Here is a 21039-nt window from a genome sequence, read left to right as displayed (position 1 = left end):
ACCTGCGCAGGACCGTTACGCCGGGATGAGCGTCTTGCGTCGGCGCTTGCGCGGCGCCCGCGCCGAGAGCCGCAGCTCGATGATCGACCGCACCGCCGGCCACTCCTCGTCCAGGATCGAGTAGAAGGCGGTGCTGCGCACGGCCCCGTCCAGCCCCCGCGAATGGGCCCGGCGGACCCCCTCGGGAGTGAACCCGAGCCGCTCCATCGCGGCCCGCGAGCGCACGTTGCGGGCGTCCGCGCGCAGCGAGATCCGCCGCACGCCCCAGGTCTCGAAGGCATGGCGCAGCATGAGCAGCTTCGCCTCGGTGTTGATGCCGGTGCCCTGGGCGCCCGGGGACAGCCAGGTATTGCCGATCTCGGCGGCATCGGGGATCGCCGTCGCCGGATCGCCGAAGGGGACGCCCGGCACGGCGGGCCACACCAGAGGCCCCTGCCAGTAGTCCAGCTCCAGGAACCGGGTCGAACCGACAACCAGTCCGTCCGCGGCTCTGACCACCGCGAACGGGAGCGATCGACCCGCCGCCTGGTCGGCGAGGGCACGTTCGATGTACTCGTGGGACGCCTGCACCCCATGGGGTACGGGGGTGAAGGCGTAAGTCGTACGATCCTCGGCCCCGGCCGTGGCCAAGGCCTCGACGTGGTGCGGGGCGAGGGGCTCGAGCCGCACGGAGCGGCCGGCGAGAAGTACGGGTACGGGCACGGAGCCTTCGGTCCTTCTGGGCGGTGGGGTGGTTGCACAGTGTGCGCTTCCGAGGTCACCCCCCGCGCAAAACGCGGGTGAAAGGCAACGGGCTGTCAGGTGAAGCGCGAGTGCCTCAATGTAGCCCCTTAATGTCCTCTCTTGAACCCCCTGAATGGCAACGCCGCGGCCATGTTTTCCGACGAGGCCCCGGACGGCGGTCCCGACGGCTTCCGTTTACCTCGCGATCACCTCTGACCTGCGACAATGCGGCCCGACCCGCGTGGGCCCGGACACGCCCCCGCCGGCCGGCCGCGCAGCCGATCCGGTGGTCGGACCCGGGAGCCTTAAGCATCGAACACGCGGGCGCCGGCGGGGCGGCGCCGAAGGGCCGGTTCCGCGGGGAGGCTGCGGCGCCGTCCGGGCCGGTCCGCGACCCGAAGTGGCCCATGCCCGCGAGGGGCGATTGGACCCCTGGAATGGGCCATTCCAGTGATCTGATGAGCGGGTGACGACACGCATCCTGCCCCCGCCCGGAGCGCCCCGCCGCCTGGCCGCGGCCCAGCTGACGAACTCCGTCGGAGACGGCGCCTACTACGTGTGCTCGGCCCTGTACTTCACCGGCGTGGTCGGGCTCTCGCCCGCCCGGATCGGCCTCGGCCTGACCCTCGCCTGGGCCGTCGGGTCGGTCGCCGGCGTGCCGCTCGGAGCCCTGGCCGACCGGCGCGGCCCCCGCGGCACCTCCGTACTGCTGGCGCTGGCCACCGCCGCCTCCGTCGCCTCCTTCCTGGTGATCCGCTCCTACGGGGCCTTCCTGCTCGCCGTCACCGCCTACGCCACCGCCCAGTGCGGGCTGGCCGCCGCCCGGCAGGCCCTGCTCGCCGGGCTCGTGGCCCCCGGGCAGCGCACCGGGGTCCTGGCCCACCTGCAGTCGGTGCTGAACGCGGGCCTCGCGCTCGGCGCGGCGCTCGGCGGGATCGCCCTGGGCGCCGGCACCGAGGGGGCCTACCGGGCCGCCCTCGCCCTGGACGCGGTGGGCTTCCTGGTCTGCGCGGCCGTCCTGCTGTCGCTGCCCGCGGTCGCCCCCGTACCGCGGCGGGCGGCGGGGGAGGCCCGGCTGGCGGTGCTGCGGGACAGGCCGTACGCGCTCGTCACCCTGCTGAACGCGGTCCTGCTGCTGCGGATGCCGCTGCTGAGCCTGGCGATCCCGCTGTGGATCGTGGAGCGGACCAGCGCCCCCGGCTGGCTGGCCTCGGCGCTGTTCGTGCTCAACACCGGCGCCGTGATGCTGTTCCAGGTGCGCATGGCCGGGCCGGTGACCGACCTGGACCGGGCGCGGCGGGCCCTGCGGATCTCCGGGCTGGTCATGGCCGCCTCGTGCGTCGTGTTCGCCCTCTCGGCGCTGCCCGGTGCGGGCTGGGCGGCCGCGGCCCTGCTCGTGGCGGGCGCGCTGCTCCAGGTGGATGCGGAGATGCGGCAGTCCGCCGGGTCCTGGCAGATCGGCTTCGCGCTGGCGCCCGCCGCGCACATGGGCCAGTACCAGGGCTTCTTCGGCACCGGGGTGCCCCTGGCCCGGACCCTGGGGCCGACGGTCCTGACCTCGCTGCTCCTGCTGTGGGGGATCCCCGGCTGGCTGCTGCTCGGCGCGGTGCTGCTGGCCGCCTCGTACGCGATGGGCCCGGCGGTCCGGTGGGCGCAGCCGGGCCGCGGGGGCGCCCGGCCCACGGGGGCCGGCGTACGGGCCGCCGAGCAGGCGGGGCCGGTCGGAGGGGCGGCCTCCGCCTGAGATCATCCTCGGCATGGACATGGACGACGTACTGGGCCGGCTGGCGCAGGTGGGGCCGTTCTTCACCGTGCCGTACGGCAAGGAGCCGCCGGGGGAGGGCTTCCGCCCGCTGGCCGAGCTGTACGGGGAGCTGCTCGGGCCGTACGTCTGCGAGATCGGCCGGCGGATCGGCAGCGGCCCAGGCCGGGTCGCGGCGTCGACCGCGCAGTTCGGGATCGCCTCGCGGCTGTGGTCGCTCGGGCTGGGCTGCGCCGCCCTGTCCGGCCGGGTGCCGGACCTGTCGGCCGAGCGGGTGTGGTGGCGGTTGCCGGAGGCGGGCTCGCTGGAGCTGTGGCTGCCCGACCCCGGTGAAGGGACCCTGCCGGCCTCGGAGCTCGGCGGATGCGTCCTCGGGAACCTCGACGGCCTCGGGGCGGCCCTGCGGGAGCGCTACGGGCTCTCGCCGAAGGTGCTGCGCGGCAACGCGGCCTCCGGGCTGGTCGGGGCGCTGCGCGTGCTGCTCGACCGGGTGCCGGGCGGCGCGGCGGTGGAGCTCGCGGCCGGTCTGCTGGGCGAGGGCGGGGCGCTGGGCGGGACGGGCCGGTTCATCCACGAGGAGGGGCTCGGGGTGGCCTTCGTCCGGCGCAGCTGCTGCCTGTACTACAAGGTGCCGGGCGGCGGGCTGTGCGGGGACTGCGTGCTGCGCACGCGGTAGGACGCGGCGCAGGCCGCCCGGGTGCGGAAGGGTCCGCTCCCGGGCGGCCTGCGCCTCATGCGTGTCCGTGCGCCGGTTCAGCCGGCGTGCGGCTGCGGGTCAGAAGGTGAGGTTCCAGGCGTCGATCTTGCCGGTGTCGCTGCTGGCGTTGTCGTTGACCCGGAGCTTCCAGGTGCCGCCCGCGACCTCGGAGGAGGCGTTGACGGTGTAGGTCTGGAGGATGTTGTCGGCGCTGCCGCCGGCCCGGTTGTGCAGGGTGTAGACGGAGCCGTCGGGGGCGACGAGGTCGACCTTCAGGTCACCGATGTAGGTGTGCTTGATGTCGACGCCGACCTTCAGCGTGGCGGGCGCGTTGCCGGTGACCCCGCTGACGGTGATGGGGCTCTCCACCGTCGTGTTGTCGCTGATGGCGAAGTCGCCGAGGTTCTCGAAGTACTTGCCGGCGGGCGGGTTGGCGGTGCCGACGGCCTTCAGGGCGTCGACCTGGCCCTCGCCGAAGAACGCGTTGTTGGCCGTGGTGCCCGTGCAGCGGCTGTCCGAGGGGCAGGCGATGTCGTTGGCCTGGGTGGCCAGCTTGTCGCGGATCTGCGCCGGGGTGATGCCGGGGTTGGCGCTGGCGATCAGCGCGGCGACGCCCACCACGTGCGGGGTGGCCATCGACGTGCCGCTCTTGGAGCCGTACTTGCCGCCCGGGAGGGTGGAGTAGATGTCGCTGCCGGGTGCGGCGACGTCGATCACGCCCTGGCCGAAGTTGGAGAAGGAGGCCTTGGTGGTGCCGGTGCCGTTGGCCGCGACCGTGACCACGCCGGGGAGCTCGGTCGGGATGTCGAGGCAGGCGTTGGTGATGGTGCGGGTGACCGGCGTCGAGTCGTTCGGGCTCGCGCTGTCGGTCGTCTTGTGGGCGAGGTCGTAGTTCTCGTTGCCCGCCGCGGCGACCTGGAGCGAGCCCTTGCTCTCCGCGTACTCCTGGGCGCGCTTGACGCCCTCGATGATGGCGGCCTGGTCGGCGTTGTCCGGGCAGTTGAACTGCCACGGGTCCGTGTAGTAGCTGTTGTTGGTGACCTTGAAGCCGTGGTCGCCGGCCCACACGAAGCCGCAGATGGTGTTCTCGGCGAAGAAGAACGCGTTGCCCGGCTCGGCGACGCGGACCGCGGAGATCTTCACGCCCGGCGCGACGCCGACGACGCCCTTGCCGTTCTTGGCGGCCGCGATGGTGCCCGCGACGTGGGTGCCGTGGGTGTCCACGTCGCGCCAGGCGCCGGAGCGGGTGTCGGGCTTGCCGTAGGCGCAGGAGACCGAGTCGGCCGCGTTGAAGTTCGGCGCCAGGTCCTGGTGCTGGTCGTCCACGCCGGTGTCGAGGATGCCGACCTTCACCGAGGGGGAGCCGGTCGTGACGGCCCAGGCCTGGTCGGCCTTGATCTGGCTCATGTCGGCGCGGACCGGCTCGCCGGCGGGGGTCGTCGCCTGCGCCGGGTTGGCGGGCAGCGCCGGGTTGTAGGCATCGGCGGGCACGTCCGAGGTGCGGGTGGCGCCGACCTGCTGGACCCCGCTGACGCCGCGCATCGTGTCGGCGAAGCCCGCGGAGGCCGAGTGGGCGACGATCACGCCGATGGCGTCGAAGTTGGAGAAGACGGTGCCGCCGTTGGCGGCGACGGCCGCGCGCACGGCCGAGCTGTCACCGGGAGCGGTGATGACGAGGTAGGCACGGGTGCCGGCAACCCAGGTCGCACTCTGGGAAGCCGACGCCGCGGCCGGGGCCTTGGCCGGGGCCTTGGCGGTGGCCGAGGGGGCGGACGGCACGACCGGCAGGGTGCCGGCGATGGCCGAGGGGGCCCCGAAGGCCAGGGCGGCGCCGAGGGCGGCGCCCAGAACGAGGGTACGGCGAGGTCGGCTGGATATGTGGGGTATCAATGCGTCCTCCGATGACCCGGTGCTGCGGATGGCAGTTACCGGGCCGTACGAAACGAGTGGTGGACGCAAGATGTCAGACGCGTGCCCCGGTGCGGAAGTAAGTTTTACCGCAGGCAAGTTGTCGGTCGAATGGCCGAAAACATTCGGTCGGGTCCGCGGGCAGGGGAAGGCCGGCCGGGCGGGGCACCGTGGGGGCGAGCCCTGCCCGGCCGGCCGTGGGCGGCGTACCGGCAGTAAGCCTCAGGCCGGTACGCCGTCCTTGTCGCCGGCCGACTGGCCGGGAACGGGGAGGCCCACCGTCCCGTGACCGTCGTCGACCAGCGAGGTCTCGTCGAACTCCAGCCGGCCCGCGAGGACCTCGGCGGCCCGCTCGCGGTCGAACTCCTTCGTCCAGGTGCCGATCAGCACCGTCGCCACCGCATTGCCCGCGAAGTTCGTCAGCGCCCTCGCCTCGCTCATGAACCGGTCGATGCCCACGATCAGGCCGACGCCGTCGACGAGTTCGGGCCGGTGCGACTGGAGCCCGCCGGCCAGCGTGGCGAGTCCCGCGCCGGTTACCCCGGCGGCGCCCTTGGAGGCCACGATCATGAACAGCAGCAGCGAGATCTGCTCGCCCAGGGCGAGCGGCTTGCCCATCGCCTCCGCGACGAACAGCGAGGACATCGTCAGGTAGATGGCCGTCCCGTCCAGGTTGAACGAGTAGCCCGTCGGCACCGTGATGCCGACCACCGGCTTGGAGACGCCCAGGTGCTCCATCTTCGCGATCAGCCGAGGCAGGGCCGACTCGGAGGAGGAGGTGGACAGGATCAGCAGGAACTCCCGTCCCAGATAGCGCAGCAGCGCGAAGACGCTCACCCCGGTGCACACCCGCAGCAGCGTGCCGAGGACGAGGAACACGAACAGCAGGCAGGTGGTGTAGAAGCCGATCATGATGACGGCGAGGGACTTCAGCGCATCGATCCCGGTCGCGCCGACCACCGCCGCGATCGCGCCGAACGCGCCCACCGGCGCCGCCCACATGATCATCGCCAGCACCCGGAACACCAGCTTCTGCACGTGCCCGATACCGCGCAGCAGCGGCTCGCCCGCAGTCCCCATCGCCTGCAGCGCGAACCCGCACAGCAGCGCCACCAGCAGCGTCTGGAGCACCTGCCCGCCGGTGAAGGCCGACACCAGCGTGGTCGGGATGATCCCGAGCAGGAACTCGGGCGTGCTCTGCGCCCCGCCCGCCTTGGCCTGCGCCTCACCCGCGTGCTTGACGGCCTCGGTCAGGTGCAGCCCGCTGCCCGGCTCCAGCAGGTTCCCGACGACCAGGCCGATGGCCAGCGCCACCGTGGACATCACCATGAAGTAGCCCAGGGCGAGGCCGCCGACCGCGCCCACCTTGGCGGCCTTGCGCACCGACCCGATGCCCAGCACGATCGTGCAGAAGATCACCGGCGAGATCATCATCTTGATGAGGTTCACGAAGCCGGTGCCCAAGGGCTTGAGCTCCACGGCCGTGCCGGGCGCGGCGAAGCCGACGGCGATGCCGAGCAGCACCGCGGCGATCACCGCGATGTAGAGATAGTGGGTCCGGTCGCGTCCAGCGGGTCCGGCGGGTCTGGCGGGTCTGGCGGCCACGTTCGCCTCCTGGTGGTGAAGTCGTTCCGGGAGACCATCGCTCAGCCCTGTGACCCCGGTCACCCTTGCGTTCATTGAGTTCACGGACCGGTGCACACTGACCGTCATGTTCCGCTTCCCCCGGCCTCCCCGCAGCCTCGCGGGCCAGCTCTTCGCCATGCAGGTGCTGCTGGTCGCCGTGGTCGTCGCCGGCTGCGCGGTCTTCGCGTACGCCACCGCCCGCGGCCAGGCCGAGGAGGCGGCCCGCCGCCAGGCCGGGGCCGTGGCCCGCGCCGTCGCCGATTCACCGTCCGTCCTCGACGCCGTACGGGGCGCGGGGCGCGGCGGCGACCCCTCCGCCGTGCTCCAGCCGTACGCCGAGCGGGTACGCATCGACTCGGGCGTGGACTTCGTGACGATCATGGCCCCGGACGGGAGGCGCTGGACCCACCCCGACCCGCGCCGCATCGGCGAGCCCTTCATGGGCAACACCGCCCGCGCCCTGCGCGGAGACACCTTCAGCGAGACCTACACCGGGACGCTGGGACCCTCCATCCGCGTGGTCACCCCGATCGGGGACGGCGGCCGCGTCGTCGGCATGGTCGCCTCCGGGATCACCGTCCGGGCCATCAGCGCCCGCCTCGCCCGGCAGCTCACCGCCCTCGCCTGGGTGGCGGCCGGGGCGCTCGCCCTCGGCGCGGTGGGCACGTACGTCGTCAACGCCCGGCTGCGCCGGCACACGCACGGCATGAACGCCGCCGAGCTCAGCCGCGTGTACGACTACCACCAGGCCACCCTGCACGCCGTCCGCGAGGGGCTGCTGATGCTCGACGGCCGCCGCCGGATCACCCTGATCAACGACGCCGGGCGCGAACTGCTCGGCCTGGACGGGGACGTCCGCGGCACCGCGGCCGCCGACCTCGGGCTGCCGCCGCCCCTGACCGGGGCCCTGCTCGCCGACCGGCCCCGCGTGGACGAGGTGCACCTGACGGCCGACCGGGTGCTGGTCCTCAACAGCTCGCCCGTGGCCGGCGGCGGCCGCCGCGGCACGGTGGTCACCCTGCGCGACCACACCGAACTCCAGTCGCTGACCGGGGAGCTGGACCACGAGCGGGCCTTCACGCAGGCGCTGCGCGCCCAGGCCCACGAGGCCGCGAACCGGCTGCACACGGTGGTCTCGCTCATCGAACTCGGGCGCGCCGAGGAGGCGGTGGAATTCGCCACCGCCGAACTGGAGCTGGCCCAGGCCCTCACCGACGAGGTGGTCACGGCGGTCGGGGAGCCGGTGCTGGTGGCGCTGCTGCTCGGCAAGGCCGCCCAGGCGCACGAACGGGGCGTGGAGCTGGTCGTCACCCCGGACAGCCGTGCGGTCGGCGCGCCCGCCGCCGACGACGCCGTGGAGGGCGGGGCGGGCGTGCTCCCGGCGCGCGACCTCGTCACCGTGCTCGGCAACCTCGTCGACAACGCCGTGGACGCGCTCACGGGCGTGCCGGGAGCGCGGATCGAGGTCACCGTACGCCCGGAGGCGGACGGGCTGCTGCTGCGCGTCGCCGACAACGGCCCCGGGCTGCCCGAGGGGGCCGGGACGGATGTGTTCCGGCGCGGCTGGTCGGGGAAGGGTGAGGGGCGGGGCCTCGGTCTGGCCCTGGTGCGCCAGGTGGCGCACCGGCACGGGGGCAGTGCGGAAGCCGCCGCAGTGCCCGGCGGGGGAGCGGAGTTCACCGTACGACTGCCCAGGGGAAGGGAGCTGCCGGTATGACCGCGGCCGGAGCGGGCCGGGCGCCCGCGGTGCGGGTGCTCGTCGTGGAGGACGACCCGGTCGCCGCCGCCGCGCATGCGCTGTACGTGGGCCGGGTGCCCGGTTTCACCGCCGTCGGAGCCGTCCACTCGCTGGCCGAGGCCACCCGGGTCCTGGAACGGACCCGCGTGGACCTGCTGCTGCTCGATCTGGGACTGCCCGACGGCCACGGGCTGCGCTTCGCGCGCGGGCTGCGGGCCGCCGGGCATCCGGTCGACGTGATCGTGGTGACCTCGGCGCGCGATCTGGCCGTGGTCCGCGAGAGCGTCTCGCTCGGGGTGGTCCAGTACGTACTGAAGCCCTTCGCCTTCCCGACGCTGCGCGAACGGCTGCTGCGCTACGCAGAGTTCCGCTCGGCGGCCGGGGAGGCGGCGGGGCAGGACGACGTGGACCGGGCGCTCGCCGCCCTGCGCACCCCGCTGCCCGCGCAGCTCCCGAAGGGGCTGAGCGCGCCGACCCTGGACCGGGTCGCCGCGCTGCTGCGGTCGGCGCCCGAGGGGCTGACCGCAGCCGGCGCGGCCGCGGCGGCCGGGATCTCGCGGATCACGGCCCGCCGCTACCTGGAGCACCTGGTGGACACCGGCCGCGCGGACCGGACCCCCCGGTACGGCCAGGTCGGCCGTCCCGAGCTGCACTACCGCTGGCTGGCGGCGGCCGCGGCGGGCTCGGTGTCGAAGGTGTAGAACTTGCGGTGGTCCAGCATGTCGGCCGGGGTGACGTTGTTCCACGGGCGCATGGTGTCGTTCAGGTCCACCACGTTGGCGGTGCCGCCGCCGGGCAGGTAGGCCGACTTCGGGTTGCGTGCCTGCCACTCGGCCCACAGCTTGTCGACGAAGGCGTGGTGCATCCAGAACACCGGGTCGTTGGGCGAAACGCCGGTGGCCATCTGGCCGCCGACCCATACGTGCACCCGGTTGTGCAGGTTGGCGCCGCGCCAGCCCTCGAGGTGGTTGCGGAAGCCGTTGGAGGAGCTGTTCCAGGGCGCCATGTCGTAGACGGGCATGGCGAGGACGGCGTCGACCTCGGCCTTGGTGGGCAGCTCGGCGACGCCCTCGCCGAGCGCGCGCCGCAGGTAGGTGCGGCCGTCCACGCGGACGTTGACGGGGAACTTCCCGGCCGCGTACGCGAAGGGCCCGTCCATGACCTGGCCGTCGCGGGCCCGGCCGGTGCCGCCGAGGAAGTCCGCGGCCCACAGGGAGGAGCGGGAGGTGCGGTCGGCGGTCCAGTCCCAGTACGGGAGCGAGACCTTCGGGTCCACCTTCTGCAGGGCGGCCTCGAACTCCAGCAGAAAGCGGCGGTGCCAGGGCAGGAAGGAGGGCGAGCGGTGGCCGACGCGGTCCCCGGAGTCGGTGTCGCTCATGATGAAGCCGTTGTGGGTCGAGACGAACCGGTCGTAGGCCCCGGTGCGCTTGAGCTCGAGCACCGCATTGGTGAAGGCGCGCTTCTCCTCGGTGGTCAGCGACGCCTGGTTCTTGCGGACGGTCATGCCGTGCCTCCCATGGGCGCGAACGGAGCGAGGACGGCGCCCTGCAGCTCGCGCACGGCGGCGCGGGCGAGGGAAAGCGGGTCGGCGAAGGTCTCGTAGTGGTTGATCAGGCTGATCCAGGTGCCGTCGGCGTTGCGCATCACGTGGAGCTCCCGGCCGTCTATTCGGACGGTCGGCAGGTCGCCGTGCCCGCCTCCGTGGCCGCTTCCGTGGTGGCCTCCGTGCTGGCCGCCGCCGGTGGCGGGGGTGATCTGGATGCGGCGGCCCTGGTACACCTCGTCGACCGTGCCGGAGGGTGTGCCGGCACGGGAGTCGGTGGCGGCTGCGTGCGCGGTGGCGCCGGCGATGCCGAGGGCGGTGAGAGCGCCGGCGGTGGTGCCCAGGGCCTGCCGGCGGGTGATCTTGTTCATGGCCGAAGAGTTATCAGCAGGTCACAGAGCGTTGACCTCTATCCGGACATCAGCGGATAAGTTGCCCATAGAACAAGTTGGCGGAATCTTTCCCTCCCTGGGTGGGCCAGGGGGTCGAAACAGCAAAATATGCGGTGATCTGCTTATTGGGCAGTAATTTCTTCTGCAACATCGGAGCGGCTATGGAGGAGCTCACACGGCAGAGTCGGCCGGAACTCAAAGCCTGATTCATGATGATCCGTCACCTATAGTCCGGATATGGCTCTTCATGAGACGAAGGACAAGCGCGCCGACGATGCCGAAACGGACGTGTTCGCATCCACCCTGAGCGGCCACATCCTCCCCAAGGACCGGATCCCCGAGGAGCATTCGCCCTCCGACGTGGTCTACGAGCTGATCCGCAACGAGCTCCTCCTCGACGGCAACGCGGCCCAGAACCTGGCCACCTTCTGCACGACCTGGTCCGACGACGGCGTGCACCGTCTGATGAACGTGTGCCTCGACAAGAACATGATCGACAAGGACGAGTACCCGCAGACCGCGGAGATCGAGTCCCGCTGCGTCAACATCCTGGCCGACCTGTGGAACGCCCCTCCCGGCGCCGCCGCCACCGGCTGCTCCACCACCGGCTCCAGCGAGGCCGCCATGCTCGGCGGCCTCGCCCTCAAGTGGCGCTGGCGCACCCGCCGCCAGGCCCAGGGCCTGCCCGCGGACCGGCCCAACCTGGTCTGCGGGCCGGTGCAGGTGTGCTGGGAGAAGTTCGCGCGCTACTTCGACGTCGAGCTGCGCCAGGTCCCGCTGGAGGAGGGCGCCACCGGTCTGCTCCCCCACCAGATCGACGCGTACGTCGACGAGAACACCATCGGCGTCGTCGCCATCCTCGGCGTCACCTACACCTGCGACTACGAGCCCGTCGCCGACATCTCCGCCGAGCTCGACCGGATCCAGGCGGCGCGCGGCCTGGACATCCCGATCCACGTGGACGCGGCCAGCGGCGGCTTCGTCGCGCCGTTCCTCCACCCCGACGTGGTCTGGGACTTCCGGCTGCCCCGGGTGGCCTCCGTCAACACCTCCGGGCACAAGTACGGGCTCGCGCCCCTCGGCGTCGGCTGGATCGTCTGGCGCACCGCCGACCTGCTCCCCGCCGAGCTCGTGTTCGACGTCGACTACCTGGGCGGCGACATGCCGACCTTCGCCCTCAACTTCTCCCGCCCCGGCGGCGAGGTCATCGCCCAGTACTACCTCTTCCTGCGCCTGGGGCGGGCCGGCTACCGGCGCGTCCAGCAGGCCTGCGCCGACACCGCCCGCTACCTGGCCGACGAGGTCGCCGCGATGGGCCCCTTCACCCTCCTCTACGACGGGCAGGGGGCCCTGCCCGCCGTCTCCTACCGGCTGACCGACCCGCAAGGGGCCGGATTCACCCTGTACGACCTCTCCGACCGGCTGCGCATGCGGGGGTGGCAGGTGCCCTCGTACCCGCTGCCCCCCGCCCAGGACGGCACCGTCGTCCAGCGCGTCCTGATCCGCCACGGGGTGACCCGCGACCAGATCGCCCTGCTGGCGGAGGACCTGCGCCGGTCGGTGGACCACTTCAAGACGGCGCCCCCGCCGCCCCTGGCGCAGGCCCCCCGCTCGGGCTTCCACCACTAGGACGGGTCCGGCGGCCAGTGCGGTGCTCGTTCAGCCGGGGGTCGGCCAGCGCATGCCGAGGGCGTCCAGGGCGGCGACGCGCTCGGCGGTGAGGGTCGAGGCGCGCGAGCGCTGGTTGGCGATCCAGGCGCCCAGGCGCAGCTCGCGGCCGCCGACGCGCTCCACGTGCGTGCGCGGGACCCGCAAGTGGCGCTCGCGGGCGTGGAACTGCCGGGCCGCGGCCAGGTGCTCCGCCCACTTCTCGGCCTGCGAGCGCCGCGGCGGCGGCCGTTCGGACTCGGCGGCCGGGGCCACGCCGAGGACGTGCTCCAGCAGCCAGCGCTGCGACCAGGCCAGCCGCTCCCACCCCAGCCGCTGGGCACGGACCCACCGGCCGAGGTCCTCGCCCTGGACGACCACCTCGCCCGGGCCGAGCGGGAGCCGGCCGCCCGCGTCCAGATGGACCCGGGTCAGGTGGAAGGCGCGCTGCCAGGAGATCTCCCAGGCCGGGCACCACGAGGCGTCGATGGCCTCCAGCGCCTCCCGGCGCTCCTCCGGCAGCGCCCCGGGCCCCTCCCGGCGGGCCGCGGCCCGCTGGTTCTTCACCCAGATCCCGACCGGCGCCCCGCGCCAGGTGGCGTCCGCCGGCGGCAGCAGGTGACCGTGTTCCTCGGCCCAGCCGCGGGCCGCGGCCAGCCCCTCCTCGAACGCCACGTCGAAGTGGCTCCACACCATGCCGAGTGCGTCGAGCTCCGCCACGCGCTCGTGCCCCAGCAGCCCGCGGCGGTGGTTGCGCCGGGCGTCCGCGATCCACTGGCCCAGCGGGAACCGGGCCAGCCCGGGCGGCCAGCCACCGGCCTCGGCGCGGGCGCCCGAGGGCACCTTGAACGCGAACGGCACCCTCAGGTCCCCGGCCGAGGCCGCGTAGAGGCGGGCGGCCTCCACCCCGCGCCGCCAGTGCTCGTGCTCCGGGTGCAGTACGCGCAGCCGGATGAACGCCGCCAGCAGTGCCGGATCGCGCGGAGTGGAGAAGCTCAGCAGCGACTGCGCACCGCTGCGCAGGCCGGCCCCCGCCACCGACTCCGCCCCCCGGGGCCGGCTCGGCGCCTGCTGCTCGGCCAGCGCTTCCACGAGCCGGGTGTCGTGCGCCCGCAGTGCCTCCAGCAGCCGGGCGAGGTCCCCGTACGAGCGCGACGTCAGCATCGACTCCGGGGTCTCGCCGGGCCCCAGCAGCACCGGCACCACCAGCGAGGCCACCTTGCCCTCCCCGGGGCGGATGCGCAGGGCCCGCCCGACGGCCTGGACCAGGTCGGGCATGGACCCGCGCACGTCCGCCCAGAAGACGGAATCGCACTCCTTGGTGTCCACGCCCTCGCCGAGCACCCGGACGCTGCCGAGGAAGGCCTTGTCGGCCACCCCGTGCGCGGCGAACTCCTCCAGCACGCGCCGCCGGTGCGCCGCCGGGTGCTGGCCGCACAGCCAGTCCGCCCAGACCGTACGGGGATGCTCCGGCTCCGCGGCCGCGTCGGCACCGCCCCCGGCCCGCCCGTCCCGGGGCCCGGCCGCGGCGCGCAGCCGCTGCGCGACCGCCGGCAGCCCCGCCGCGAACGCCTCGGCCTCGCGGGTCAGATGGTGGAAGACCAGGGTCCGCCGGAACCCCTGGCCGGCGGCGGCCGTCAGCAGCGCCGCCTGGAGCGCCGCCAGGCGGACGCCGCGCACCGCGTCGGACCGCCCGTCGGCGCCCACCAGCACGGCCGCCTGGAAGGACGGGTCGCTGACGTCGACGCACACCACCCGGTACGGGGCGCAGATCCCCCGGTCGATGGCCTCGGCGAGCGAGAGGGTGTGGCAGCGCGCCCCGAACGGGCCGTCCGGGTCGTCCTCCATGGACGCGACCAGCGCGCCCCGGCCGCGCTCCCGCCCTTCACCCGCTCCCGCTTCCCCCTCCTCCGGCTCCTCGCTGTCCTGCCACACCCGGGGCGTGGCCGTCATGTACAGCCGCCGGACGGACGGGATGCGGATGTTGTCGTGCACCACGGCCCACGGCTTGCCGATGCGCCCGGAGGTGCGGTGCGCCTCGTCGACCACGATCAGGTCCCAGCCCGGCAGCCCTTCGAGGTGCGCGCGCTCGACGATGCCCAGTCCCAGGGAGGCGTACGTGGCGAACACGGTCAGCCGCTCCGCCGGCCCGGCGCCCCAGCGGGCCAGCCGGGCCGGGTCGGTGGTCGTCGGCAGCCCCGCCTCCTCCTCGCGCAGCGAGCACACCGCGAAGGAGCGCCCCGCCCGGCCCCCGTCCTCCCTCCAGGCCGCGACGGTCTGCACGAGCAGGTCCAGGGAGGGCACCAGCACCAGCACGCGCCGCGCCCGGAGCTCCTCGGCCGAGCGCACTGCGACGAGCGACTTGCCCGAACCCGTCGCCATGATCACCTGGGTGCGCAGCCCGGCTTCCGGGACCCGGTCTCCCGCGGGCAGCTCCAGCGCCCGCACCACGGCGTCGACGGCCTCGCGCTGGTGCGGTCGCAGCTCCCTGCGTGCGGTGCGCGCCACCTCACCCTCCCCTGGTCAGCTCGTTTCGCTCCAGCTCCTATCCTGCACCGCTTTTGAAGCAAACGGGGGAGGAGGGGAGGGAGGCGAGGCGGGCGGCGGGGAGGGAGGGAGGGAGGGAGGGAGCGCCGGACGCGGGGGGCGGCCCCGCCCCCGGCTGCGCCGGTCACATGCGCGCGCCGAAGTTCTGCGTCCACCAGGGGCCGCCCGGGCCCTCGTGGATGCCGACGCCTATGTCCTTGAAGGAGCAGTTGAGGATGTTGGCACGGTGGCCCGAGCTGTTCATCCAGGAGTCCATCACCGACTCCGGCGTCTGCTGGCCGCGGGCGATGTTCTCGCCGTACGTGGACCAGCGGTACCCGGCGGCCGTGGTCCGTTTGCCCGGGTCGGCGCCGTCGGGGTTGGTGTGCGAGAAGAAGTTCCGGGCCGCCATGTCGTCGGAGTGGCCCTGGGCCGCGGCGCGCAGCTGCGAGTCCTCCTTGAGCGGACCGCAGCCGGCCTTCGCCCGCTCGGCGTTGACCAGGGCGATCACCTGGCCCGCGTCTCCCTGCGGGGCGGGCGCCGGAGCCGGGGGCGCGGGGCGCGGTGCCGTCTTCGACGCGGTCGGCGTCGGGCTCGGGCTCGGGCTCTCGGCGGACGGGCTCGGCGAGGCGGAGGCGGAGGGGGACGGGGAGGCGGACGCGGACGGGGAGGCCGAGCCCGACGGCGAGGCGGCCGCGGACTCCGGCGCCGACAGGGCGGTCAGCGGGGCCGCCGGGGCGGCGCTGTCGCCCTTGTCGCCCGAACCGGGGAACCCGCCGAGGTAGGCGAGGCCGCCGCCCGCGACGCACGCGGCGATCACCGCACCGCCGACGGCCCGGCGCCGGCCCTGCCGACGCTTGCGCAGTGCGCTGCGGCCGCCGCCCGACGTGCCGTCAGGCAGACCGCCCTGCGCGGAGACGGTGGGGCTGAGCTGGGTCACCGCATCGCTGAAGCCGGGGTCGCCGTGGCCCGAACCGCCGTGGCCCGTACCACCGTGGCCCGTACCGGCGTGCCCGGCACCGCCGTGGTCCCCGGTCCCGAAGCCCGCGCCGCCCTGCGCCGCGTACGCCGCACCCGCCGGGACCGCCCCGGCCGCGGCTGCCGACCGTACGCCCTCCAGCAGGGCCAGCGAGACCGGAACCAGGGCCAGGCCGGCGAGCAGCCCCTCCGCCGGGAGCAGTCCGCTCCACAGCCCCGCGCACCGCATGCACTCGCGCGCGTGCCGGGCTATTCGCTTGCGCCACAGCGTCGACGGGTGGCCGTCCCAGCCGGCCGTCAGCGCCCGCAGCTCATCGCACGGCGGCTGCGCCTCCAGCGCCCGTTCCACCACGCGCGCCGACTCCAGCTGCGCCTTCATCCGCTGCACCCGGACCGCCGTGTGCTGCGGGGACAGCTCCAGCGCGGACGCGACCTCGGCGCGCGTCAGCTCGCCCGCGCACTCCAGCCACCACAGCGACAGCAGCGCCCGGTCGTCGGGCTCCAGCCAGCGGGTCGCCCGGGCCGTCTCCCGCCGCTGACCCTCCAGCTGGAGCCGTACGACCGTCAGGTCGACGAAGTCGGCGCCCGGGTCGGCCAGCTCCCAGGCGGCCTCCAGACCGCTCTCGCCGGGGGCGGTGCGCCGTGCCTGCCAGTACGCCCGGACCCGGTTCATCGCGATGGCCACGAGCCAGGAGCGGAAGCTGTCGTCGGTGCGCAGGGTGCCCAGCCCGTCGAGCGCCCGCAACATCGTGTCCTGCACCACGTCGTCCACGTCGACGGAGCCGTTCAGCGCACGTCCGACGATGTTGTAGACGAGCGGCAGGTAAGTGCTGACCAGCTCGTCCTGCGCGCGGGGATCGCCCGCGCGAGCGGCCGCGACCAGCTCTGCCGTGTGCTGTGAAGTCATGTGAGGTTCCCTGTCCGTACCGGCGGTCGATGATGCCCGATACCTGGGAGACCGTCGAGCGGAGGCCGGATAACACTTATCCGGAAGAAGATTTCGAGAAAATTTTCGACGGGCCCCGCAGCAGCGGTTCCAGGGCTCGGCTCGCCGCCGGCAGCGCCGGGGCGTACGCCTCCAACTCCTCGGGGGAGGCGGGGCCGTACGCGGCGCCGGCCGCCCAGCGCCTGCTGCCGGTGCTGCGCACCGCCGACGCGGGCACAGCCGTCCGCCGCACCACCGCCCTGGCCGCCCGCCGGTTGCCGGGTCGTCGAGCTGACCACCTCGATCCCCGGCTGGGCCGGAGCCGTGGCCCGGACCGTCCCGCTCGCCGATGCGCACGGCCGGCCGGCCTTCGCCGGCGTGGGCACCGTCACCGTCACCGCCGCCGGCCGGGCCGAGGCGGCCTTCGACGTGGGCGCGGCCTTCCTGGTCTCCCCGTACCCGGCCCCCGAGGTCCGCGAGGTCGCCGCCCGGCGCGGGGCCGTCTTCGCCGAGGGCGGCTTCTGCTTGGGGGAGATCGCCGCCGCCGTCGGTCAGGCGGGAGCCGCCCGCCAAAATCTTCCGCTCCCTCACCGCGGTCCTGCCCGCGGCGGTGCTCATCCCGACCGGCGGCATCCGGCCCGCGGAGGTCGGTGACTGGCTCGCCGCCGGGGCGAGCGCCGTCGGCGTCGCCTTCAGCAGCCCGGTGTACGGGCCCACCCGGGCCGGGAGGCCGCGCGCCCGGGCCCGCCCCGTGAGGAGGAAGCGGTGGTTGGGATCGTACGAGACGTGGCCGCCGCAGCTTTGGACGGTCTCGGCGGCGGCCACCCCGCCTCGCGGCTCCACCCGGCCTTCGCACGGGAGAGCACGGCCCGCCAGGACGGGATGTGCTCGACGGAGAGGGTCACAGCGGCTTCGGGCCGGCACCCTTCGAAGCGGAGGGCCGGCACATTCCAGCCTCGCCGGCGTTTGAGGCGCGGGGTTCGGGGCGGAGCCCCAAGGGACCCGGCTCCGCCGGGCCGACGCCCTCAGGCGGGAAGGGCGTTGTGGTGTGAGCGGCGCCGGGCCGCGCTGAGCAGGGCCTGGATCTGCGCCCCCGACTGCTCGACGTCGTCCAGCGGCAAGGGGAGAGCTGCTGCCCGGCGGACGCCCTCGCCCTGGCCGACACCGCCGACCCGCGGACGGCCGCGGTCCATTACCGCGCGCTCGGCGCCCGCGCGGGCGCCGTCACCGCGGGCCCGGGCCACGCGGTCGGCTACGGCAGCGGCCGCTGCCTCCCTGCCCGTGCCGGGCTGCGGCGGCACCGGCCGCGGCCCCGCCTTCTGCGGAACCCGGCCGCCGGCCGCCGGGGCGGCATAGCACCGGACGTACACCGTCTGCTGGCCTCCACCGCTGTTCGACGGTGTCCATCAACTCCCAGCCCAGCCGCTCGTACAGGGCTGCCGCGGCGGCATCGCGGGACAGCACGTCGAGTACCGGAGGCAGGCGGTGCCGCTGGGCTTCCTCCACCGCCCGTCCGACCAGCAGGGCGCCGAGGGCGTGCCCCCTGGCCCCGGGGGAGACGAACAACCGGGTGACCACGGCGGTCGCCTCCCAGGGTTCACCGGTCCGCCCGCTCCACAGGGCGGGCGCCAGATCGCCCGCGACCGCGTGCGACAGGCCGACGTGCCCGACGGGGCGGCCGTCGAGCTCGGCCACCCAGGAGGCCCTCGGCGACGCTCACTGCGCCTGCTCCGCCACGGCCCGCTGCTCCGCCTCCCACTCGGCGTCCGCCGCTTCTTCCTCGGCCCGCTTCTGCCACTCCTCGTACTCGGGGTACTCGCGCTCCTCGTACGGGAGGGGATCGGTGACCCAGCCCGCCGCGAGCACCAGGCGGGAGGTGCGGTGGACGGCGAGGAAGCCGAAGGGGCGGTCGAAGCAGACCTCGGCCTGCCGGGTGCGGTAGCGGAACCGGGTCGGCGCCGCCGCGCCGGCCGCGGCCGCAACGGCCGTCACGGCCGCGGCCTCGAAGCCCTCGGCGTCGAAGCGGGCCATCGCCGACTGGCGTGCCGAGCCCACTGCCAGGGGGCGGGGGCTGATCCCCGGGAAGTGGCCAGCGGCCGTGTCCGAGGCCGAGGTGAGGCCGAACAGGCCGGGGTGGTCGAGGAGATCGTGCTCGGCCGTCACGTCGAAAGCCGTCGTCTGGATGTGGAGGTACGGCTCCGGATCGGGCGACAGGACCGTCCCGATGCGCAGGCCGGGACCCGGGTTCCCCTCGGGCAGCAGGCTCGCGCCGGTGGCCGGGAGCGCGCGGGTCACCACCCCGACCCCGTCGGACAGGACCCGGCCCGGCGGCGCACCGGGTGCGCCCAGCACCAGGTGGACGTCCACGCCGCCGTCGCCGACCACCTCGAGGACCGTGACCGGACCCGCCGGGGTCTGCGCCACGCGGACCCGGTCCAGGAGGGTGGTGCTGCGGCGCAGCGCGGTGAGGACCCGTCCGGCCCAGGGGCCTTCGTACGGCTCGACGATCCCGGTACGGAACGGCTGGATCCAGCGCAGCCGCTGGGCCAGCGCGGAGGCGAGCACCAGCTGGGTGTGCGCGGGGGGCGGCGGGAAGTCGACCGGCATCCGCTCGACCAGGCCGCCCGTGTGTTCGGCGGCCCACGCGTCGAGGCTCTTGGCGTCGGTGTCGGGGTCGCCGGTCAGCAGCCCGTGGGCGCCGTCCGGGAGCGCCTCCAGCCACTGCTGCTCCAGGGGCAGGTCCTGCAGGGCCCACAGCCCCGTGGCCGTCCGGAGGCCCTGTACGCCGGACAGGCCGGCGAGGAGTTCGCGTGCCGCCGCGGCCGCCGAGTCGGCGGATATGCCGAGGGCTTCGGAGAGTTCCTCGCGGGCCGGGCCGGCCGCGCCGTCGGCGAGGAGGGCGAGCAGGGGCCAGACCCCCACGGCCGTGAGGACGGTGCTGGTGTCACCCGTGCCGCCGGTGCCGCCGGTGTCGCCCGTCTTGCCGGTGACGGCCTGTTCGGCCCAGCGTGCGGTGAGCCGGTTGACCGCACGGATCGTCGTATTGCGCATGGTCCGGAGGGTAAGGGACGAACACCGCCGCGCCGCAGTCGATTTCGGCGGCCGCCGCTAGGACAGGCTCCAGTGGCCGACGTCGTCGGCGAGGCCGCCGTTCAGCGCGAACTGCACGGCGGCGGGACGGGCGTCCTGCGGCAGGCGGAAGGCGACGAAGCCGAGCGCCGAGCCGCCGCCCGGGTGGAGGGTGACGGTCTCCGGGAAGGGCGGGCCCGCGGTCGTCGCGGCGTTGGAACCGGTGAAGCGGTGGCCGTCGGCGTCCAGCAGGTGCGCGGCGGGGGCGGGGGAGTCGCGGTAGACCGCGGTCCCGGTGTTCACCAGCCGGAACCGTACGGCCACGAGCCGATCGGCCGTGGCGGCCGCGGGCACCGCCCCCGCCGGTGCCGTGGGGTCCACGACGCGGGTGAGGGTGACGTCGAGCCGCTCGCCGGGCCCGTTCCCGGCAAGCGAGACGGTCTCCCCGCCGGGCCCGCCCGTACCGCCCGGCCTGACCGGAGCAGCCGTGCCGGCCGGAACGCCCGTTGCAGCCGGGCCGCCCGGAGCCACGGTCCCGGCCGCCGCACCCGGCCGGGACGGGACCGCCAGCACAAGCGCCGCCAGGACGCCCGACAGCAGCAGCCGCCGCACATGCCGCCGCGGCGGTGCGGCTTCCTCCAGCCGGCGCATGGCGGAACCTCCTGCTCGGGCCGCCTCCCCTGCCCACGATCCTCTGAGGCCCCGCCCGCCGCCACCGCGAGTCCGCGGGCAATTGATTGGATCTCCGCGCCGCGACATGGCATGGTTGGTCTCGCCGAAGGGGTGTAGCTCAGCTGGCCAGAGCGTCGGTCTCCAAAACCGAATGCCGCAGGTTCGAATCCTGTCGCCCCTGCTTCCGTGAACGGGTAGTTCGTCACTAAAGGCCCAGGCAGACCGCGTCTGCCTGGGCCTTTGGCGTGCAGCTGTACGTTGGCGGTACGTCACCCCGGCGAAGTCGCTCTGCTCCAGCCGGCGCCGAGGTGGGGCCGCATGGTCAGCCCGTGACCACGCTGCCCAGTCTCAGGATGTCGTCCTGCCCCACGTGCCAGTGGCCTTCGTCCCGCACCCGCGGACTGCCGTGGAGCGTCCCTGCGGCGCCCGGCAGGCGGTGCCACGGAAGGCGGGCCGGCTCACGGACGACGACGAGCTTCGGGCGGTCGGTCCGGCACTCGAGGGCGACGTACAGCCACCAGTCCTCGCGGCAGGTCACCATCGCGCTGTACTGCCGGTCGACGAGGGAGACGCTCGTCCGCCCGCCCCGGCCCTTCACCTCGATGAGACGAGCCAGCGAGCCGTCCGCGTGCCGGGAGAAGAGGTCGCAGGTCTGTCTGCGAACATCCGGGTGGCGTCGGCGAAGCCAGTCTCCGACCTCCCTCCCGTGCAAGCCCCAGCCGCGGCTGACGTCGGTCACCAGCCGACCTTGCCCTTGTTCGTACGCGGCGGCCAGGGCCATGGCGATCTGCTCCACCTCGTTCGCGGTCACGGCACACAGCTTGCCACTTGGC

Annotated in this window: 17 protein-coding genes, 1 tRNA gene and 1 pseudogene; 7 read left to right on the top strand and 12 right to left on the bottom strand. The window is 74.2% G+C overall.

All coding sequences use genetic code 11. From position 1 onward, the window contains the following. Positions 1 to 15 precede the first annotated feature (15 nt). On the bottom strand, positions 16 to 702 hold the full coding sequence (locus ABZ924_RS17970) for a GNAT family protein (RefSeq protein WP_361910129.1): 687 nt from the start codon (positions 700 to 702) through the stop codon (positions 16 to 18). Positions 703 to 1189: 487 nt separating this feature from the next. Between ABZ924_RS17970 and ABZ924_RS17965 the strand changes: the two genes are divergently transcribed. Together ABZ924_RS17965 and ABZ924_RS17960 are read left to right on the top strand one after the other, a co-directional pair. Beyond that, complete coding sequence (locus tag ABZ924_RS17965; RefSeq protein WP_361910127.1) at positions 1190 to 2467, top strand: MFS transporter; 1278 nt, start codon at positions 1190 to 1192, stop codon at positions 2465 to 2467. A 13-nt stretch (positions 2468 to 2480) separates the two neighbouring features. Further along, the gene (locus ABZ924_RS17960) at positions 2481 to 3161 is read left to right on the top strand and encodes a (2Fe-2S)-binding protein (RefSeq protein ID WP_361910124.1); all 681 of its coding nucleotides are present in this window, start codon (positions 2481 to 2483) and stop codon (positions 3159 to 3161) included. Between the two features lie 99 nt (positions 3162 to 3260). Here the strand turns inward: ABZ924_RS17960 and ABZ924_RS17955 are convergent, their stop codons facing one another. Further along, positions 3261 to 5072 (bottom strand): S8 family serine peptidase, encoded by a 1812-nt coding sequence (locus ABZ924_RS17955; protein ID WP_361910121.1) that lies wholly within the window; start codon positions 5070 to 5072, stop codon positions 3261 to 3263. A 240-nt stretch (positions 5073 to 5312) separates the two neighbouring features. Beyond that, positions 5313 to 6695 (bottom strand): cation:dicarboxylase symporter family transporter, encoded by a 1383-nt coding sequence (locus ABZ924_RS17950; RefSeq protein WP_361910118.1) that lies wholly within the window; start codon positions 6693 to 6695, stop codon positions 5313 to 5315. A gap of 106 nt (positions 6696 to 6801) precedes the next feature. On the opposite strand from ABZ924_RS17950, the gene ABZ924_RS17945 reads away from it, so the two are divergent. Together ABZ924_RS17945 and ABZ924_RS17940 are read left to right on the top strand one after the other, a co-directional pair. Continuing rightward, positions 6802 to 8433, top strand: a complete 1632-nt coding sequence (locus ABZ924_RS17945) for a sensor histidine kinase (protein WP_361910115.1) — start codon at positions 6802 to 6804, stop codon at positions 8431 to 8433. Further along, positions 8430 to 9155 (top strand): response regulator, encoded by a 726-nt coding sequence (locus tag ABZ924_RS17940; protein ID WP_361910112.1) that lies wholly within the window; start codon positions 8430 to 8432, stop codon positions 9153 to 9155. The genes ABZ924_RS17945 and ABZ924_RS17940 overlap by 4 nt, the downstream gene beginning before the upstream one ends. On the opposite strand, the gene ABZ924_RS17935 is transcribed toward ABZ924_RS17940, so the two are convergent. Both ABZ924_RS17935 and ABZ924_RS17930 read right to left on the bottom strand, forming a co-directional pair. Beyond that, positions 9107 to 9958 carry a tyrosinase family protein gene (locus ABZ924_RS17935; protein WP_361910109.1) on the bottom strand — a complete coding sequence of 284 codons (852 nt, stop codon included), beginning with the start codon at positions 9956 to 9958 and terminating at the stop codon, positions 9107 to 9109. The two genes, ABZ924_RS17940 and ABZ924_RS17935, sit on opposite strands and share 49 nt — an antisense overlap. Further along, the gene (locus ABZ924_RS17930) at positions 9955 to 10368 is read right to left on the bottom strand and encodes a tyrosinase family oxidase copper chaperone (protein WP_361910106.1); all 414 of its coding nucleotides are present in this window, start codon (positions 10366 to 10368) and stop codon (positions 9955 to 9957) included. The genes ABZ924_RS17935 and ABZ924_RS17930 overlap by 4 nt, the downstream gene beginning before the upstream one ends. A 258-nt stretch (positions 10369 to 10626) precedes the next feature. Between ABZ924_RS17930 and ABZ924_RS17925 the strand changes: the two genes are divergently transcribed. After that, positions 10627 to 12018, top strand: a complete 1392-nt coding sequence (locus ABZ924_RS17925) for a glutamate decarboxylase (protein WP_361910103.1) — start codon at positions 10627 to 10629, stop codon at positions 12016 to 12018. 30 nt (positions 12019 to 12048) lie between these two features. On the opposite strand, the gene ABZ924_RS17920 is transcribed toward ABZ924_RS17925, so the two are convergent. Then, positions 12049 to 14544 (bottom strand): Helicase associated domain protein, encoded by a 2496-nt coding sequence (locus ABZ924_RS17920; protein WP_361910100.1) that lies wholly within the window; start codon positions 14542 to 14544, stop codon positions 12049 to 12051. A gap of 163 nt (positions 14545 to 14707) precedes the next feature. Then, complete coding sequence (locus tag ABZ924_RS17915) at positions 14708 to 16447, bottom strand: sigma-70 family RNA polymerase sigma factor (RefSeq protein ID WP_361910097.1); 1740 nt, start codon at positions 16445 to 16447, stop codon at positions 14708 to 14710. Positions 16448 to 16789: 342 nt separating this feature from the next. Between ABZ924_RS17915 and ABZ924_RS17910 the strand changes: the two genes are divergently transcribed. Next, the gene (locus tag ABZ924_RS17910) at positions 16790 to 17119 is read left to right on the top strand and encodes a hypothetical protein (protein ID WP_361910094.1); all 330 of its coding nucleotides are present in this window, start codon (positions 16790 to 16792) and stop codon (positions 17117 to 17119) included. A gap of 371 nt (positions 17120 to 17490) precedes the next feature. Here ABZ924_RS17910 and ABZ924_RS17905 read toward each other — a convergent pair whose 3' ends face one another. From ABZ924_RS17905 to ABZ924_RS17890, 4 genes and pseudogenes are all read right to left on the bottom strand, one after another. Further along, positions 17491 to 17658 carry a hypothetical protein gene (locus ABZ924_RS17905; RefSeq protein WP_361910237.1) on the bottom strand — a complete coding sequence of 56 codons (168 nt, stop codon included), beginning with the start codon at positions 17656 to 17658 and terminating at the stop codon, positions 17491 to 17493. 147 nt (positions 17659 to 17805) lie between these two features. Continuing rightward, a pseudogene (locus tag ABZ924_RS17900) lies at positions 17806 to 18166 on the bottom strand (GNAT family N-acetyltransferase); the annotation flags it as partial. Between the two features lie 15 nt (positions 18167 to 18181). Further along, the gene (locus ABZ924_RS17895) at positions 18182 to 19516 is read right to left on the bottom strand and encodes a serpin family protein (RefSeq protein ID WP_361910091.1); all 1335 of its coding nucleotides are present in this window, start codon (positions 19514 to 19516) and stop codon (positions 18182 to 18184) included. Positions 19517 to 19573: 57 nt separating this feature from the next. Next, a complete protein-coding gene (locus tag ABZ924_RS17890) occupies positions 19574 to 20185 on the bottom strand; it encodes a hypothetical protein (protein ID WP_361910088.1) in 612 nt (203 codons plus the stop codon). A 128-nt stretch (positions 20186 to 20313) separates the two neighbouring features. Between ABZ924_RS17890 and ABZ924_RS17885 the strand changes: the two genes are divergently transcribed. Then, positions 20314 to 20387, top strand: a tRNA-Trp gene (locus ABZ924_RS17885). 141 nt (positions 20388 to 20528) lie between these two features. Here ABZ924_RS17885 and ABZ924_RS17880 read toward each other — a convergent pair. Beyond that, on the bottom strand, positions 20529 to 21017 hold the full coding sequence (locus ABZ924_RS17880) for a DUF3883 domain-containing protein (protein WP_361910086.1): 489 nt from the start codon (positions 21015 to 21017) through the stop codon (positions 20529 to 20531). Positions 21018 to 21039: the final 22 nt, after the last annotated feature.

Origin of the sequence: Streptomyces sp. NPDC046876 (genome assembly GCF_040645035.1) — a bacterium.
In the GTDB taxonomy this organism is placed as follows: domain Bacteria; phylum Actinomycetota; class Actinomycetes; order Streptomycetales; family Streptomycetaceae; genus Streptomyces.
Note: the sequence above shows the minus strand (reverse complement) of the source record. Positions and strands in the feature narration are given on the sequence as shown.

Bases quoted from the DNA above. Each gene is read 5' to 3' on its own strand.
- ABZ924_RS17960 (WP_361910124.1), top strand. From the start codon at position 2,481: ATGGACATGGACGACGTACTGGGCCGGCTGGCGCAGGTGGGGCCGTTC.
- ABZ924_RS17945 (WP_361910115.1), top strand. From the start codon at position 6,802: ATGTTCCGCTTCCCCCGGCCTCCCCGCAGCCTCGCGGGCCAGCTCTTC.
- ABZ924_RS17940 (WP_361910112.1), top strand. From the start codon at position 8,430: ATGACCGCGGCCGGAGCGGGCCGGGCGCCCGCGGTGCGGGTGCTCGTC.
- ABZ924_RS17935 (WP_361910109.1), bottom strand. From the start codon at position 9,958: ATGACCGTCCGCAAGAACCAGGCGTCGCTGACCACCGAGGAGAAGCGC.
- ABZ924_RS17930 (WP_361910106.1), bottom strand. From the start codon at position 10,368: ATGAACAAGATCACCCGCCGGCAGGCCCTGGGCACCACCGCCGGCGCT.
- ABZ924_RS17925 (WP_361910103.1), top strand. From the start codon at position 10,627: ATGGCTCTTCATGAGACGAAGGACAAGCGCGCCGACGATGCCGAAACG.
- ABZ924_RS17915 (WP_361910097.1), bottom strand. From the start codon at position 16,447: ATGACTTCACAGCACACGGCAGAGCTGGTCGCGGCCGCTCGCGCGGGC.
- ABZ924_RS17905 (WP_361910237.1), bottom strand. From the start codon at position 17,658: ATGGACCGCGGCCGTCCGCGGGTCGGCGGTGTCGGCCAGGGCGAGGGC.
- ABZ924_RS17895 (WP_361910091.1), bottom strand. From the start codon at position 19,516: ATGCGCAATACGACGATCCGTGCGGTCAACCGGCTCACCGCACGCTGG.
- ABZ924_RS17890 (WP_361910088.1), bottom strand. From the start codon at position 20,185: ATGCGCCGGCTGGAGGAAGCCGCACCGCCGCGGCGGCATGTGCGGCGG.